Origin of the sequence: Hyalangium sp., assembly GCF_045802625.1 — a bacterium.
Lineage (GTDB): Bacteria > Myxococcota > Myxococcia > Myxococcales > Myxococcaceae > Hyalangium.
In genome coordinates, this window is the sequence record NZ_JBJMQP010000009.1 from 38,368 (window position 1) to 53,303 (window position 14,936).

Below are 14,936 nucleotides of genomic sequence, written 5' to 3' on the forward strand. Positions count from 1 at the left end.
CGCGCCGGGTGTCGTCTCGCATTGCCGGCCGCCAGGAGCCTCACGATGAGCCGGCCACACGCCGCGGAACGCGTCACCCGCTTCGGCACCACGGTCTTCTCCGAGTTCAGCGCGCTCGCCCAGAAACACGGGGCGGTGAACCTGGGCCAGGGCTTCCCGGACTTCGACGGCCCCGAGGCCGTGAAGGAGGCGGCGCAGCGCGCCATCCGCGACGGCATCAACCAGTACGCCATGGGCATGGGCGCCAAGGACTTGCGCCTGGCCATCGCCGAGCACGCGGCGCGCTTCTACGGCCAGAAGGTGGACCCGGACACCATGGTCACCGTCACCAGCGGCGCCACCGAGGCCATCCTGGATGTGATCCTCGGGCTGGTGGATCCGGGCGACGAGGTGGTGGCCTTCGAGCCCTTCTACGACTCATACGACGCGAACATCACCTTCGTGGGAGCCAAGGCACGCTACGTGCCGCTGCGCGCTCCGGACGCGACGCACCCCGAGTGGTGGATGGATTGGGCCGAGCTGGAGGCGGCCTTCAGCCCGCGCACGCGGCTGCTCATCATCAACTCGCCGCAGAACCCCACGGGCAAGGTGTTCACCCGCGAGGAGCTGGAGCGCATCGGCGAGCTGTGCGTGAAGTACGACGTGAAGGTGCTCTCGGACGAGGTGTACGAGCACATCGTCTTCGCGCCGGCCCGGCACGTGCGCCCGGCCACCATTGCTTCGCTGGCGGATCGCACCGTCACCGTGAGCAGCATGGGCAAGTCCTTCAGCCTCACGGGGTGGAAGATCGGCTGGGTGATTGCTCCGCCGCCGCTGCGTGACGCGGTGCAGCGGGCCCACCAGTTCGTGACGTTCGCCACGGCCTCGCCGCTGCAGGCGGCCACGGCCACGGCGCTGCGCTTGCCGGACAGCTACTTCCAGGAGCTGGAGGAGGGCTACCTGGCGCGCCGGGAGAAGCTGCTGCGTGGCCTGAGGGAGGCGGGCTTGCCCTCACACGCCCCCGAGGGCAGCTACTTCATCCTGGCGGACATCTCCCATCTGGGCTTCGCGGATGACGTGGCCTTCTGCCGGCACCTGGTGACGCAGGTGGGCGTGGCGGCCATTCCCCCGAGCGTCTTCTATTCCCCCGAGCACAAGCACCTGGGCCAGGGCTTCGCCCGCTTCGCTTTTTGCAAGACGGACGGAGTGCTGGAAGAGGGGGTCCGCCGCCTGCGTGATGGGCTCGCGAAGCACCGCTGACACCCACGGGCCACTCGGCTTGCGACCCCTGGGAGCGGGTGCTACATCCCGCGCCATGACTGCGCGCCCCGCTTCGAAGACCGTCGCTCGCTCCGTCTCCTCTCAATCTCCGAAGAAGGCCGTTGCCAGCCCGAAGGCTCGCAAGCCCTCGAAGCTCGCCAAGGTGGCCCAGAAGGTGGCCAAGGCGGGCAAGGCGGCGGCCAAGGCCAGCAAGGCCGCGGTGAAGAAGGCCGCGCCGAAGAAGAAGGTCGCGGCGCTGAAGAGCTACGACGCGGCGGCGGTGAAGGCCGCGGCGAAGCAGGCGGAGAAGTGGGCGAAGGAGGAGCTCGCCCAGGTGACGTCGAAGATGCCGCTGCGGCGCAAGCAGTTCGTCACGGACTCGGGGATCCCCATTCCGGACGTGATGACGCTGGCGGACCGCAAGGACGAGCAGGCCGAGAAGCTCGGGCTGCCGGGGCAGTTCCCGTTCACCCGCGGCACGCAGCCCACCATGTACCGCGGCCGGCTCTGGACGATGCGCCAGTTCGCGGGCTTCGGCACCCCGGCGGACACGAACAAGCGCTTCAAGTACCTCATCAGCCACGGCGTGATGGGCTTGTCCACGGCCTTCGATATGCCGGCGCTGATGGGCTACGACGCGGACCACTCCATGAGCCGTGGCGAGGTGGGCAAGGAGGGCGTGGCCATCTCCACGCTGAAGGACTTCGAGATCCTCTTCGACGGGATCCAGCTGGACAAGGTCTCCACCTCGATGACGATCAACGCGAGCGCGATCGTGGCGCTCTGCATGTACATCGCGGTGGGCGAGAAGCAGGGCGTTCCGATGGAGAAGCTGGCGGGCACCATCCAGAACGACATGCTCAAGGAGTACATCGCGCAGAAGGAGTGGATCGTCGCGCCTCGGCCGGCCGTGCGGATCGTCACGGACATGATCGAGTTCTGCACGAAGCACATGCCCAAGTGGTACCCGGTGTCCATCAGCGGCTACCACATCCGCGAGGCGGGGGCGACGGCGGTGCAGGAGCTGGCCTTCACGCTGGCGGACGGCATCGGCTACGTGGAGGAGTGCGTGAAGCGCGGGCTGGACGTGGACACGTTCGCCCCGCAGCTCAGCTTCTTCTGGGACGTGCACAACGACTTCTTCGAGGAGATCGCCAAGTTCCGCGCCGCGCGCCGCATCTGGGCGAACGTGATGCGCTACCGGTTCGGAGCGAAGAACCCGCGCTCGTGGCAGCTGAAGACGCACGCGCAGACGGCGGGCGTGTCGCTCACGGCGCAGCAGCCGTACAACAACGTGGTGCGCACGGCGCTGCAGGCGATGGCGGCGGTGCTGGGCGGCACGCAGTCGCTGCACACCAACTCGCTGGACGAGACGTACGCGCTGCCCACCGAGGAGTCGGTGACGATCGCGCTGCGCACGCAGCAGCTGATCGCGCACGAGTCCGGGGCGGACCGGGTGGTGGATCCGCTGGCGGGCAGCTACTTCGTGGAGTACCTCACGGACGAGGTGGAGAAGCGGGCGCTGGAGTACATCCGCCGCATCGACGAGATGGGCGGCATCATCCGCGCGGTGGAGGAGCAGTACCCGCAGAAGGAGATCGGCGAGAGCGCCTACCGCTTCCAGCGCGAGGTGGAGCAGGGCGACCGCCTGCTGGTGGGAGTGAACGCGTTCAAGTCGGACAAGGACGCGCCGATCGAGCTGCTCCACATCGACGAGAAGGTGGCGGAGGAGCAGAAGGCGCGGCTGGCGCAGGTGAAGGCCGAGCGCAACAACGAGGCGGTGCAGGCGGCGCTGGCCAAGGTGGAGGCGGCGGCGCGCGGCACGGACAACCTGATGCCGCCGGTGCTCGAGGCGGTGAAGGCCTACGCCACGCTGGGCGAGGTCTGCGACGTGTTCCGCAAGGTCTGGGGCGCCTACCGCGAGGGCGGGGCGTTCTAGACGGCTGCGGGCCTCCGGGTGCGCCACCCATGAGCTTCTTCGGGGAGCTGTACCTGCGCAGCACCCAGCCCTTCCTCTCGCCGGAGATCACCGCGCGGGAGGTGGCCTACCTGGAGCGCGCCTTCTCTGGACTCACGCTCCCGGGCCCGGTGGTGGACCTGGGCTGTGGCCATGGGCGCCACGCCGCTCCGCTCAACTCCTCGGGGCCGCTGAAGGGCAGGGTGGTGGGCCTGGAGCTGGACCCCTACTCGCTGGCCCACCGCCTCCCGGGCTTCCAGGCCATCCAGGGCGATCTGCGCGCCCTCCCGTTCCACGCCGGCTCGCTGGCTGGGGCTTATGCCTGGTACTCCACACTGTTCGCCTTCTCGGAGACGGAGCACCGCGTCATCCTCCAGGAGGTGGCTCGGTGCCTGCGGCCCGGCGGGCTCCTGGTCTTCCAGACCGTCCCCTATGAGCGCCTCAGCGAACAGCCAGGCGCCGCCTTCCAGCGCACCCTCCCGGATGGCAGTGTCCTGGAGGAGCAGAGCCAGTTTGATCCCGACACCGGCATGGACCACGGGAGAAGGCGACTCACACTTCCAGATGGGCGCGTCCTTTCAGGGGTTTACACCATTCGTTACTATCCCCTTGCGGAACTGACCCAACTGTTGGAAGCGACAGGCCTGACGACGAAGTGGGTGCACGGCGGCTTGGAGGGTGAGCCGTTGTCAGCCACCTCGACCGACCTCATCGTGGGAGCTGAGCTGCGACATGGCTGAGAGGAAGCTTCGAATTCTGGTGGCCAAACCGGGCCTGGATGGGCACGACCGCGGGGCGAAGATCATCGCCCGGGCCTTGCGCGACGCGGGCATGGAGGTCATCTACACAGGGCTGCATCAGACGCCCGAGATGATCGTCAACGCCGCCATCCAGGAGGACGTCGACGCGATCGGCATGTCCATCATGTCCGGCGCGCACATGACACTCTTCCCCGCCGTCATCGATCTGCTGAAACAAAGCAAGGCCGAGGACATCCGAATCTTTGGTGGAGGGATCATTCCGGACGACGACATCCCCAAGCTCAAGGGCATGGGGGTGACGGAGATCTTCACTCCCGGAAGCTCAACGCAGGACATCGTCCAGTGGATTCGAACGAACATTCCAGCACGCGCGTAGGCGGCTTGTTCGGCAGCCTCCCTCGGCGGGTCGACGTGTACGAGGTCGGCCCCCGGGACGGCTTGCAGAACGAGCTGCGCACGCTGCCCACCAAGGACAAGGCCCGGCTCATCGAGGCCTTGATCGCCTCGGGTGAGAAGCGGATCGAGGTGACGTCGTTCGTGTCACCCAAGTGGATCCCCCAGCTCGCGGACGCCGAGGAGCTGCTGCGCCTGGTGGGAAAGCGGCAGGGCGTCACGTTCTCGGCGCTCGTGCCCAACCTCAAGGGGCTCGTCCGAGCGCGCGAGGCCGGCCTGGAGGAGGCCGCTGTCTTCATCTCGGCCTCCGAGGCCCACTCGAAGAAGAACATCAACAAGACGATCGCCGAGGCGCTGGAGACCTCGAGAGAAGTCACCACCGCGGCCCGGCAGGCGGGCATGCGCGTGCGCGGCTACCTGTCCACCGTGTGGGGCTGCCCCTACGAGGGCCATGTCCCGGTGGAGCGCGTGGTGGACATCTGCCGCCAGCTCGTGGACATGGGCCTCTACCAGCTCAGCCTGGGAGACACGATCGGCGTGGGCACGCCGCGGCAGACCGAGGAGATCCTCACGGCGCTGACGAAGTACATCCCCGTGGAGAAGCTGGCGCTGCACATGCACGACACGCGGGGCACCGCGCTGGCCAACTCGCTGGTGGGGCTGTCCGCGGGGGTGACGACGTTCGACGCCAGCATTGGTGGGCTCGGCGGCTGTCCGTATGCGCCCGGTGCCGCGGGGAACCTCGCCACCGAGGACGCCGTCTTCATGTTGCACGGCATGGGCGTGGAGACGGGCATCAACCTGGACAAGCTCGTGGAGGCGGGGGAGCTGGCCCAGGAGCTCATCGGCCGGAAGCTCGCGGGCAAGTACCTGCAGGCGGCCCTGGGCGAGCGCGAGAAGCGGGCCTCTCGCCGCGCGAAGACCTGAGCGGCCCCTCGAGAAGAGCTGGGATAGAATCGCGCCCTTGGGCACGGATGGACGCAGCCCCACGGAGAACTCGATGCGGCGTGGGTGGGCGCTCGGCGTAGGCCTGGTGGTACTGGGAGCCGTGGCGTGGCTGGCCCTCCCGACGTGGACGGGCGTCGGAAAGTCCACCCCCGAGCCTTCGCACGGCACTGCCTCCGGTAGTTCCCGAGTGCACCGGGCCGCGCCGCAGACGCCTTCCACGGCCAGCGCTCCGGAGCCCGATCGACTCGCCATTCAAGGCACCGTGCGAGGGCAGAAGGGACTCGTCCCTGGCGCTCGGGTCCTGGCCTCCGTGGCCGTGCCGGCGGAGACGCTCTCGACCCTTGCGTGTGACAGGCGCTCGGAGCGAAGCCTGCTCGATTGCGTCACCCTCGGACGGCCCCATCAGCAGCAGATCCAACAGTGGGTAGAGGCGCGGCACGGAGAGGCGCTCGTGCGAGCCGAGACCGTCACCGCCGAGGATGGAACCTTCACGCTCTCGGGCCTGGAGGCGGGGACATACGCGCTGTGGGTGGAGAGTCCGGAAGGCGCGGGGTTCCGGCCCGAGGTGCTCGCCGGCTCCGCTTCGGTGGAGCTGCGCCTGGGCGTGGGGCTTCGGTTGTCGGGCACCGTGACCGATGACGTGAAGGCTCCCGTCCCCGGGGCGCTCGTGACCGCCGTCTTCGTGGAGCACAGCCGTTTCTTCGAGGCGCTGACCGACGCCACGGGCCACTACCAGCTCGGGCCCCTGCCATTGGGCTCGTTCGTGCTCGTCGTCACGAAGGAGGGCTTGCTGGGTTCTCCCGAGCCACTCGTGGCGTACACGCCCGAGGTGAAGCGGAACCTCCAGCTCTTCCGGCCCCGCAGCCTCCAGGGCCGCGTCCTGCTCTCGAACGAGCCGGTGGCGGGGGCGGAGGTCCGTGCCACGGATGATTTCGGACAGGAGGTCTCGGCCACCACGGATGGGCAGGGGCGCTTCTCGTTGGCGGGACTGGCTCCGGAGCGCTACGCGCTCAGCGCGAGGCACTCGGGGTATGGGGCCTTGAAGAGCGTCGATCTGGAGCATCTCGACGGAGAGTCGGGCATCACCCTGGAGCTGCGGCCCGCCGTCTTTCTCGAGGGCGTGGTTCGCGGCGAGAACCACCAGCCTCTGGGCAAGGCGGACGTCGAGGTCTCGGAGCACCTGGAGCCCGAGGGCCCGGAGCAGCGGACCGAAGAGCAGGAGACTTCGCTGGAGCCAGAGGAGGAGTCGTGGATCATGCAGAGCGTGACCACGAACGAGGAGGGGCGATATCACCTCGGGCCGTTGCGCCCTGGCACGTACGATCTCCAAGCCAGCGCTCCGGGATATCGGGGGCAGAAAGAGGAAGCTCGGAAGTTGGCAGCCGGCGTGACGGCCTGGGACTTCACGCTGCCGCGAGCGATCATCGTCGAAGGCGTGCTGGTGGACTCGGCTGGCTTGCCCGTGGCGGACGAGCTCGTGGAGCTGCGCTCAACCGCCTCGGAGGACGGGGGAGAAGATGTGGAGGCGACTGGAGCAGAGGGGCACTTCTCCCTGGCGGTCCCTGAACCTGGGACGTTCCAGCTGAAGGTGCTGGGGGAGCGGGTCCACCCCTTGGAGTTGAAAGTCACCGTCCCCTGCGAGCCGCTTCGGATCGTTGTGGAGCGGCTGCTCCGTCTGGAAGGCGAGGTCGTCGACGGGGAAGGCACGCCCCTGCCGCAGATTGAAGTGGGCCTCTGGCCCGAGGGGGCTGCCCCGGAGGAGTGGCGGATCGAGCAGGGCTCTACGAATGGCCGGGGCCGGTTCTCACTGCCGGTCTCCAACCCTGGCCGCTATGTCGTGGTCGCCGAGCTGTCCCTGGGAGAGATCGTCCGTCACGCGTCCCAGGAGGTGGAGATGGATGGGAAGCGGGAGGCTCGGGTCCAGCTGCGCTTGGAGACGGGCCGCCGTTTGTCAGGGGTGACGGTGGACTGGCGCGGGCGGCCCCTGGCCAAGATCCCCGTGCAGCTCATGTCCGCGCCGAGGAGCCTCAATCCCTACCGGTGCAGCAGAGTTCCGCAGCTCTGTGTGGAGACGGATGCCGAGGGCCGGTTCAGCTTCCAGGAGGCCTCTGGCGATCAGTTCGACGTCTGCGTCCAGAGAGAGGGGTTCACGCCCCTGGCGACGGTACATGAGGACTCCGGGAACCCGAGCTGTGTCCGCGTGAAGAACGATGGGCGGGAGGTCCGCATTGTCGTCGGCAGGGATGTCTTCGTCACGGGCCGGGTCGTCCACGTGGATGGCTCGCCCGTGACGCAGTTCCGGCTGAACGGGCGCGAGGTGCGCAGGGAGGACGGAGAGATCTCCCTGCTCATCCATCAGCCCGGCGTGGAGCAGCTCGAGCTGTCCGCTCCAGGCCTCCAGACGGTGCGGCGCACGGCGCCCGAGTTCGCGGACGGAGTGGAGATCGAGGACTTGGGCACCATCGTGCTCAGCCCTTGAGCGCTCCTCCCTACTTGCGGAGCATCGACTCGAGCTGGGGCAGCAGGTCCAGGTGCGCGGCGGCGGCCTCGAGCATCCGGCGCTCCTTGCGGTCCACGCGCCCGTCCACGAGCGCCATCTGCACGAGGTGTCTCAGGAACACGGAGGCCTCGGGGCTGCCTCGGGAGAGGAGCTTGGTGAAGAGCTGGGAGCCGGAGTTGAGCGCCATCTCCACGTTCTGCCAGGGGATGTTCCAGCGGGTGGCGCACAGCTTCAGGAGCTTGCGCTCCGAGGCATCCACCACCCCGTCCGCCGCGGCGATGGCCGCCATCATATAGAGGAGCCGCTCGCGCTCGTGCACATCCAGGACGTCATCCATCCCCGTACCCGCCATGGCCGCGACAGGAGCCTCCGCGGGGCTCACCGGGCGGGCAGGGGAGGGAATCGCCGTGCCGGAGAGCCGCCGCTGACGCTCGCGTACCTCCCACGTCTCCGAGAGGAAGGCGAACGCCAGCACCCAGTCCTGCTCGCCCGAGCCCAGCCGCGCCCCGCAGAAGTCACAGGTGCTGGAGCCGCTGCTGGTCAGGGGCGCGTTGCACTGCGGGCAGCGATCCGTGGACATGCCGTTGGAGGTGTTCGTCTTCGCCCCGTGCTTGCGCGTGAGCGTGAAGACCCAGCGCTGGGGCACCGTGGGCAGCTCCGGCGGCCGCTTGTTCGCGGGCCCCACGCCCATCCGCGCGCTCCAGCGGATCTCCACGTGGGCCATGTCATAGCCCTCGGGGTGGATCTCGAAGGCCCGGGTGGTGACGGCGCCCACGGCACACTCCAGGATGGCGCGGCGCTGGCCCTGCTTGCCGAGCGACTCCACTTCCTGCCCCACCTGGGAGACCATCTCCGAGGTGGCCACCTGGGCCAGCCGGTTCGCGTCGGCGCGGCTCTGCGCGTCGATCCATTTCCAGAACACCAGCGAGGCGCGATCCTCGAGGACCTCCAGGTTGAGCGCCGGATCCGCCTCGCGCGCCTCGCGCAGGCCGCTCACGTTGGATAGGTAGCGGTTGAACTCGATGCCCTGGGTGATCTCCGAGAGCGTCCAGTCGTAGTTGCCCGAGTTGACGATGGCGTTGCAGTACTCGCAGGTGTTGGCGGCGCCTCCTTTATAGGGAGCACCGCAGTTGGGGCACTTGCCCTGGTAGAGATCCTGGCCAATCCGCGTCTGCGCGCCGGGCTTGCGCACGAAGGTCCATACCTCCGTGAAGGGCTCGGGGGAGGCTTTGCTGGCCGCGGCCCGGGCCTGCTCATCCGAGAAGCTCGCGGGCACGTCCGTGTCGCGCATCTCGGCTCGCACGCGGATGTGGACGCTGTCGAACCACGGGCTCTGCTCGATCCCGATGAGCTGCAGGCCCCGCAGCCGCACGTTGGCGATCGCGTCCCGCACGCCCTGGGCCGCCATGAGCTGGAGCTGCACGTTGAAGCGCTGGTACGTGGCATCCGAGAGGAACGGGCGGACAGGGGTGAGCTCCCGCTGGAACCAGGCCTCCTGAAGCGCGGGAAAGAGCTGGCGCACCTTGTTGAAGAGGGCCTCCAGCTCGAACTGTGGATCCTTGCTCTTCAGGGACTGGACCCAGCTCTGGACGTCCTGCTCGGAGACCTGGGTGCGCTGCTCGGCCTCCCGGCGCTCGATGGCGCGCTGGGTAGCGCCCGTGGGGTGCAGGTTCCGCTGGTAGAGGTAGTAGGCGACACAGCAGATGACGAGCAGCGGGACACCGATCTTCGGGTAACGGATCACCAGCTCGAGCAGGCGGAAGACGATGTAGAGCAGCTCGCCAATGTCCCCGCCGCCCCCGTCATTGTCCCCGCTACCCCGGGAGTAGTGTTCTCCACCGCCCGCGCGGGCCAGGGCCACGAGCGGGACCAGGGCCACGAGGAACAGTCCCCAGGGGGCCAGGCGGAGCAGGCGTCTCGACGCGGTGCGCATACCTATTCACTCTAACCGCTTCGACCTTGCCAGGTGCGCGTCAACGCCGCAGGCTCCCCCGGTCAGCGGCGGCCCAGCACAGGGCCTGGAAGGGGAGAGCACATGAAGGAATTCAAGGTCGACGCCCGCGGAGCCATCGAGATCTGGACCATCGACGGGGCAGACCGTCGCAATGCCATCAGCCGGGCCATGCTCCGGGAATTGGGCGAGATGGTAGGGCGCGTCTCCACCGGGCGTCACGTCCGAGCCGTCATCATCACCGGGGCCGGGGACAAGGCCTTCTGCGCGGGCGCGGATCTCAAGGAGCGCGCCACCATGAGCGAGCCCGAGGTGCGCGCCTTCCTCGACGGGCTGCGGCAGACGTTCCGCGCCATCGAGAAGAGCGACTGTACCTTCATCGCCGCCGTCAACGGAGCGGCCTTCGGAGGCGGCACCGAGCTGGCGCTGGCGTGCGATCTCCGGGTGGCGGCGCCAGCGGCGGAGCTGGGGCTCACGGAGGTGAAGCTCGGCATCATCCCCGGAGGCGGAGGCACCCAGCGGCTCGCGCGGCTGATCGGTCCGGGGCGGGCCAAGGATCTCATCCTCACCGGCCGGCGCATCAACGCGGCCGAGGCCTTCGGCGTGGGGCTGGTGAACCGGCTGGCGCCGGAGGGCCACCTGTTGGAGACGGCCTTCTCGCTGGCGGAGGCGATTGTCGAGAACGCGCCCATCGCCGTGTCCACCGCCAAGCACGCCATCAACGAGGGCCTGGGGCTGGAGCTGGACGCCGCGCTGGCGCTGGAGCTGCGCAAGTACGAGGAAGTGCTGAAGACGGAGGATCGGCTCGAGGGCCTGCGCGCCTTCGCGGAGAAGCGGCCGCCCGTCTACAAGGGACGCTGAGCCCTGAAAACGTCCAGAGCCGCCGAGGTCATCCCCCGACGGCTCCGTCCGCCCCAGCCAAACCGTCACGCTAGGCGTGCGCGGTCTTCTCCTGCCCGATGCCGATGTTCTGCTGCTTCAGGTAGCCCATGGCCTTGTCCTTGACCTGGGTGCGCAGATCCGCGCCCGGCGTCGGCGCCAGCATCAGCGCCACCACGCTGCCCACCGCCGCGCCGATGATGAACACGCCGAGGCTGCCGAACCCCGCCTTCACCGGCTTGTGGGTGGTGAGCCCCACGTAGTGCAGCACGTCATCTGGGTCGAAGTCCTCCCACCTGTTCTTGGCGAACTTGGGAATGTCGCTCATGATCTTCCGAGCCAGCCACTTCCGGTACAGGCTGCTCTTGGCAGCCCACGTTGCCTTCTTCGCGAACATGGATTTCCCTCCTGGGCCGATCGTACGAGGAGCCCCGCGCCCCAACGGTTTTGCTCCCCGTTGTGGAATCAAGGTAGGCAGGGGGGCTCACCGCGTCATCCCTGGGAAAACTCTTTCCCTATTCACCCACCGGTCGGTCGGTCGGTCGCGCAGGCGACGACTCGAGCTTCCGCCGAGGCTGCGGAGAGCAGCCAGCCGAGCCCCTTTCTGGTATGTGGCCCCGGCCATGTCCTACGACCAGAAGCTGCTCCAGAAGATCGCCGAGGTAGAGAAGGGTGGCGCCGAGAAGTACCACGCCAAGAACAAGGAGGCGGGCAAGCTCTTCGCTCGCGAGCGCATCCGCCTGCTCGTGGATGCGGACTCCTTCATCGAGGACGCCAAGCTGGCCAACAACGCCGATGCCGAGCTGCCCTCGGACGGCGTGATCATCGGCCTGGGGAAAGTCGCCGGCCGCACGGTCGCCATCATGGCCAATGACTCCACCGTGAAGGCGGGGAGCTGGGGCGCTCGGACGGTGGAGAAGATCCTCCGCATCCAGGAGACGGCCCGCACGCTGCGCTGCCCGCTGTTCTATCTGGTGGACTCTGCTGGCGCGCGCATCACCGACCAGGTGGAGATGTTCCCCGGCCGACGCGGCGCGGGCCGTATCTTCTACAACGAGGTCCATCTGTCCGGCTTCGTGCCGCAGATCTGCCTGCTCTTCGGGCCGTCGGCGGCGGGCGGCGCGTACATCCCCGCGTTCTGTGATCTGGTCATCATGGTGGACGGCAACGCCTCCATGTACCTGGGCAGCCCGCGCATGGCGGAGATGGTGATTGGCGAGAAGGTGACGCTCGAGGAGATGGGCGGCGCGAAGATGCACTGCTCGGTGTCCGGCTGCGGCGATGTGCTGGTGAAGACGGAGCAGGAGGCCATCGAGACGGCGAAGCGGTACATCAGCTTCTTCCCGGAGAACTTCAGCCAGCTGCCTCCCGCCGTGGAGGCCAAGGCGCCCAAGGCCAGCGGCAAGCGCGTGGATGAGATCATCCCCGCGGACCAGAACAAGCCGTTCGACATGTACGCCCTCATTCACGAGCTGGTGGACGAGGGCAGCTTCTTCGACGTGAAGAAGCTGTTCGCCCAGGAGCTGATCACCGGCCTTGCGCGCATCAACGGGCGGGCGGTGGGCATCGTCGCCAACCAGCCCAAGTACAAGGGCGGCGTGCTGTTCGTGGACTCGGCGGACAAGGCCGCTCGCTTCATCTGGCTGTGTGATGCCTTCAACATCCCGCTGCTCTACCTGGCGGACGTGCCGGGCTTCATGATCGGCACCAAGGTGGAGCGCGCCGGCATCATCCGCGCGGGCGCGAAGATGATCTCCGCCGTCTCCGAGGCCAGCGTGCCGCGCATCTGCGTGGTGGTGCGCAAGGCCTACGGCGCGGGCCTGTACGCCATGTCCGGCCCGGGCTTCGCGCCGGATGCCACCCTGGCGCTGCCCCAGGCGATGATCGCCGTCATGGGCCCCGAGGCCGCCGTCAACGCCGTGTACTTCAACAAGATCCAGGAGAAGCCCGAGGCCGAGCGCGCCGCCTACGTGCAGCAGCTGCGCGACGAGTACCGGGCGGACGTGGACATCTACAAGCTGGCCAGCGAGCTGGTGGTGGACGAGATCGTCCCCGGTGACCGGCTGCGTCAGGAGCTGGCCCAGCGCTTCGAGGCCTACTCGCGCCGCCACCAGCCCCGGCCCGAGAAGAAGCACGGCGTGCTCCCGGTCTGAAGCCCGCCGAGCGTCCACGCCTGGACGCTTCTCCGGGCCTCCATGAGCGCGGCCGGACGTTGCCAGAAGAGTAAGTTGGATTCATGCCCGCCGGGCTACCGCCGGGACCACCCACTGCGATTAGATATTTCGGTCACCATGGACTTCGAACTTCCGGAAAGCCACCGAGCCCTCAAGGCCTCCCTCAAGGACTTCTGCGAGCGCAAGGTGAAGCCCTACGCCCGCGAGTGGGACAAGGACGAGAAGTTCCCCATGGAGGTGGTGCGCGAGCTGGGCCAGCTCGGCGTGCTGGGCATGCTGGTCTCCGAGGAGTACGGCGGCGCCGCCATGGACAGCCTGGCCGTCGCCGTGGCCGTGGAGGAGATCGCTCGCTACGACGGCTCGCTGGCGCTCACCGTGGCCTCGCACAACGGCCTGGGCACCAGCCACATCCGTGTGTTCGGCAACGAGGCCCAGAAGAAGAAGTACCTGCCCAAGCTCGCCACCGGCGAGTGGCTGGGCGCATGGGGCCTCACCGAGCCCGGCTCCGGCTCGGATGCCGCCGGCATGAAGACCACCGCCGTCCGCAAGGGCGACAAGTGGATCCTCAACGGCGCGAAGATGTTCATCACCCAGGGCACCGTGGGCAATGCCTTCGTGGTGCTGGCGATCACCTCGCCGGAGAAGAAGCAGAAGGGCATCACCGCCTTCATCCTCGAGAAGGGGATGCCTGGCTTCAGCCAGCGCTCCATCCACGGCAAGCTGGGCATGCGCTCCTCGGACACCGCCGAGCTCATCATGGAGGGCGTGGAGGTGCCGGACTCGCAGCGGCTGGGCGAGGTGGACCACGGCTTCATCGACACGCTGAAGATCCTCGACAAGGGCCGCATCACCATCGGCGCGCTGGCGGTGGGGCTCGGCCGCGGCGCGATCGAGGAGTCCGTGCGCTACGCCCGCGAGCGCACCGCCTTCGGCCAGCCCATCGCCGAGTTCCAGGGCCTGCGCTGGATGTTCGCGGACATGCGCACCGAGATCGACGCGGCGCGCCTGCTCGTCCACCGCGCGGCGTGGATGGCGGATGCCGGCCAGCCGTACACGCAGGCCGCCTCGCAGGCCAAGCTGTTCGCCTCCGAGGCCGCCATGCGCGCCTGCAACAAGGCCGTGCAGATCCACGGCGGCTACGGCTACACCCGCGAGTTCCCCGTCGAGCGCTACCTGCGCGACGCCAAGCTCTGCGAGATCGGCGAGGGCACCAGCGAGGTCCAGCGCACCATCATCGCCCGAGAGATTTTCAAGGGCTGATGCATGGACACCTCCCGGCTCGAGCAGCTCGGCCTGCGCGTTGAGCAAGGTCCCTCCGGCACGCTGGCGACGCTGGAGCTGGGCGATGGCGCCCGGTTGGAGAACCCCGTCACCCGGCAGCCCATCACCCAGGTCGCCTTTCAGATCTCCGAGGAGCGGCTGGTGCCCGCCGCGCCGCCGGCCGTGGTGGGGCTGCCGCCCATCTTGCTCAGCTCGCTGGGGACTCGCGCGGACCTCTCCGTCCTCTTCGGCAATACCTTCGACGAGTACCTGTTCCACATCGATCGCCGCTCCACGCAGCTCCAGGCCATGGGGCTCCAGCCGAGCCTGCATCCGGAGACGCTCGAGCTGTCCACGGAGCTGGAGGCCGGGCCGCTCTCGCTGTCGCTGTCCTCGGATCGGCAGGGCCAGTTCCGCGTCAGCCGCGTGAGGCGGGAAGGGCGCGAGATTGGCGGCCTGCCCACCTACCGCTTCGAGCTGTTCGACTTCCGGGATCGGGCCTCGCTCGCCAGCTACCTGAGCGCCCTCGTGGACGAGCGGCTTGCTCAGCCTCAGGCTCCCGTCACCGGTGCGGCCGGGATGGTGCGCTACGAGGAGCTCGCCCAGGCCTTTGGTTCGCAGGCGATGGTCCCCCCGCGCAGTCCCGTGGAGCTGCTCGTGCAGCTCCGCGTGAAGGGCGAGCTCTACCGCTTCGCCGCCGCCCGGGTGCAGGGCCGCACCTTCCGTGGCCTGCTGGCCGGCGCGAAGGGCAAGGTGTGGGCGGAGCGCTTCGAGCTCGACAGCTTCCCCGGAATCATTCAGCTGGCGGCGGACCTCTTCCAGGTTCCCTCCGAGTCCGTGCAGCTGCTCGGCCCGGACTCGCCACAGGAGTGAG

Annotated in this window: 12 protein-coding genes; 10 read left to right on the plus strand and 2 right to left on the minus strand. The window is 68.3% G+C overall.

Annotated elements, in window-relative coordinates:
• The first annotated feature begins 45 nt into the window (after window positions 1-45).
• The 6 genes from ACJ8AT_RS01855 (at window position 46) to ACJ8AT_RS01880 (ending at window position 7,777) form a co-directional block, all read left to right on the plus strand.
• On the plus strand, window positions 46-1,239 hold the full coding sequence (locus ACJ8AT_RS01855) for an aminotransferase class I/II-fold pyridoxal phosphate-dependent enzyme (protein WP_407735784.1): 1,194 nt from the start codon (window positions 46-48) through the stop codon (window positions 1,237-1,239).
• Window positions 1,240-1,294: 55 nt separating this feature from the next.
• Window positions 1,295-3,178: a methylmalonyl-CoA mutase gene (locus ACJ8AT_RS01860; RefSeq protein WP_407735785.1), complete on the plus strand. Its 1,884-nt coding sequence runs from the start codon at window positions 1,295-1,297 to the stop codon at window positions 3,176-3,178.
• A gap of 29 nt (window positions 3,179-3,207) precedes the next feature.
• A complete protein-coding gene (locus tag ACJ8AT_RS01865) occupies window positions 3,208-3,936 on the plus strand; it encodes a class I SAM-dependent methyltransferase (RefSeq protein ID WP_407735786.1) in 729 nt (242 codons plus the stop codon).
• Window positions 3,929-4,333 (plus strand): cobalamin B12-binding domain-containing protein, encoded by a 405-nt coding sequence (locus ACJ8AT_RS01870; protein ID WP_407735787.1) that lies wholly within the window; start codon window positions 3,929-3,931, stop codon window positions 4,331-4,333. The genes ACJ8AT_RS01865 and ACJ8AT_RS01870 overlap by 8 nt, the downstream gene beginning before the upstream one ends.
• Window positions 4,334-4,338: 5 nt before the next feature.
• On the plus strand, window positions 4,339-5,277 hold the full coding sequence (locus ACJ8AT_RS01875) for a hydroxymethylglutaryl-CoA lyase (RefSeq protein WP_407735788.1): 939 nt from the start codon (window positions 4,339-4,341) through the stop codon (window positions 5,275-5,277).
• Between the two features lie 73 nt (window positions 5,278-5,350).
• Window positions 5,351-7,777: a collagen binding domain-containing protein gene (locus ACJ8AT_RS01880; RefSeq protein ID WP_407735789.1), complete on the plus strand. Its 2,427-nt coding sequence runs from the start codon at window positions 5,351-5,353 to the stop codon at window positions 7,775-7,777.
• A 10-nt stretch (window positions 7,778-7,787) separates the two neighbouring features.
• Here ACJ8AT_RS01880 and ACJ8AT_RS01885 read toward each other — a convergent pair whose 3' ends face one another.
• Entirely contained in the window at window positions 7,788-9,731 is a 1,944-nt protein-coding gene (locus tag ACJ8AT_RS01885; RefSeq protein WP_407735790.1) for a TIM44-like domain-containing protein, read from the minus strand.
• A gap of 102 nt (window positions 9,732-9,833) precedes the next feature.
• Between ACJ8AT_RS01885 and ACJ8AT_RS01890 the strand changes: the two genes are divergently transcribed.
• The gene (locus ACJ8AT_RS01890) at window positions 9,834-10,610 is read left to right on the plus strand and encodes an enoyl-CoA hydratase-related protein (protein ID WP_407735791.1); all 777 of its coding nucleotides are present in this window, start codon (window positions 9,834-9,836) and stop codon (window positions 10,608-10,610) included.
• Window positions 10,611-10,680: 70 nt separating this feature from the next.
• On the opposite strand, the gene ACJ8AT_RS01895 is transcribed toward ACJ8AT_RS01890, so the two are convergent.
• A complete protein-coding gene (locus ACJ8AT_RS01895) occupies window positions 10,681-11,025 on the minus strand; it encodes a YtxH domain-containing protein (protein WP_407735792.1) in 345 nt (114 codons plus the stop codon).
• A 226-nt stretch (window positions 11,026-11,251) separates the two neighbouring features.
• Here ACJ8AT_RS01895 and ACJ8AT_RS01900 point away from each other — a divergent pair, with 226 nt between their 5' ends.
• The 3 genes from ACJ8AT_RS01900 (at window position 11,252) to ACJ8AT_RS01910 (ending at window position 14,935) form a co-directional block, all read left to right on the plus strand.
• The gene (locus tag ACJ8AT_RS01900) at window positions 11,252-12,781 is read left to right on the plus strand and encodes an acyl-CoA carboxylase subunit beta (protein WP_407735793.1); all 1,530 of its coding nucleotides are present in this window, start codon (window positions 11,252-11,254) and stop codon (window positions 12,779-12,781) included.
• A gap of 138 nt (window positions 12,782-12,919) precedes the next feature.
• The gene (locus tag ACJ8AT_RS01905; protein ID WP_407735794.1) at window positions 12,920-14,062 is read left to right on the plus strand and encodes an acyl-CoA dehydrogenase family protein; all 1,143 of its coding nucleotides are present in this window, start codon (window positions 12,920-12,922) and stop codon (window positions 14,060-14,062) included.
• Window positions 14,063-14,065: 3 nt separating this feature from the next.
• Window positions 14,066-14,935 (plus strand): hypothetical protein, encoded by an 870-nt coding sequence (locus tag ACJ8AT_RS01910; RefSeq protein WP_407735795.1) that lies wholly within the window; start codon window positions 14,066-14,068, stop codon window positions 14,933-14,935.
• Window position 14,936 lies beyond the last annotated feature (1 nt).

Coding starts and splice junctions, on each gene's coding strand:
- ACJ8AT_RS01905 (WP_407735794.1), top strand. CDS start 12,920: ATGGACTTCGAACTTCCGGAAAGCCACCGAGCCCTCAAGGCCTCCCTC.
- ACJ8AT_RS01895 (WP_407735792.1), bottom strand. CDS start 11,025: ATGTTCGCGAAGAAGGCAACGTGGGCTGCCAAGAGCAGCCTGTACCGG.
- ACJ8AT_RS01890 (WP_407735791.1), top strand. CDS start 9,834: ATGAAGGAATTCAAGGTCGACGCCCGCGGAGCCATCGAGATCTGGACC.
- ACJ8AT_RS01865 (WP_407735786.1), top strand. CDS start 3,208: ATGAGCTTCTTCGGGGAGCTGTACCTGCGCAGCACCCAGCCCTTCCTC.
- ACJ8AT_RS01870 (WP_407735787.1), top strand. CDS start 3,929: ATGGCTGAGAGGAAGCTTCGAATTCTGGTGGCCAAACCGGGCCTGGAT.
- ACJ8AT_RS01885 (WP_407735790.1), bottom strand. CDS start 9,731: ATGCGCACCGCGTCGAGACGCCTGCTCCGCCTGGCCCCCTGGGGACTG.
- ACJ8AT_RS01910 (WP_407735795.1), top strand. CDS start 14,066: ATGGACACCTCCCGGCTCGAGCAGCTCGGCCTGCGCGTTGAGCAAGGT.
- ACJ8AT_RS01860 (WP_407735785.1), top strand. CDS start 1,295: ATGACTGCGCGCCCCGCTTCGAAGACCGTCGCTCGCTCCGTCTCCTCT.
- ACJ8AT_RS01900 (WP_407735793.1), top strand. CDS start 11,252: ATGTCCTACGACCAGAAGCTGCTCCAGAAGATCGCCGAGGTAGAGAAG.
- ACJ8AT_RS01855 (WP_407735784.1), top strand. CDS start 46: ATGAGCCGGCCACACGCCGCGGAACGCGTCACCCGCTTCGGCACCACG.
- ACJ8AT_RS01880 (WP_407735789.1), top strand. CDS start 5,351: ATGCGGCGTGGGTGGGCGCTCGGCGTAGGCCTGGTGGTACTGGGAGCC.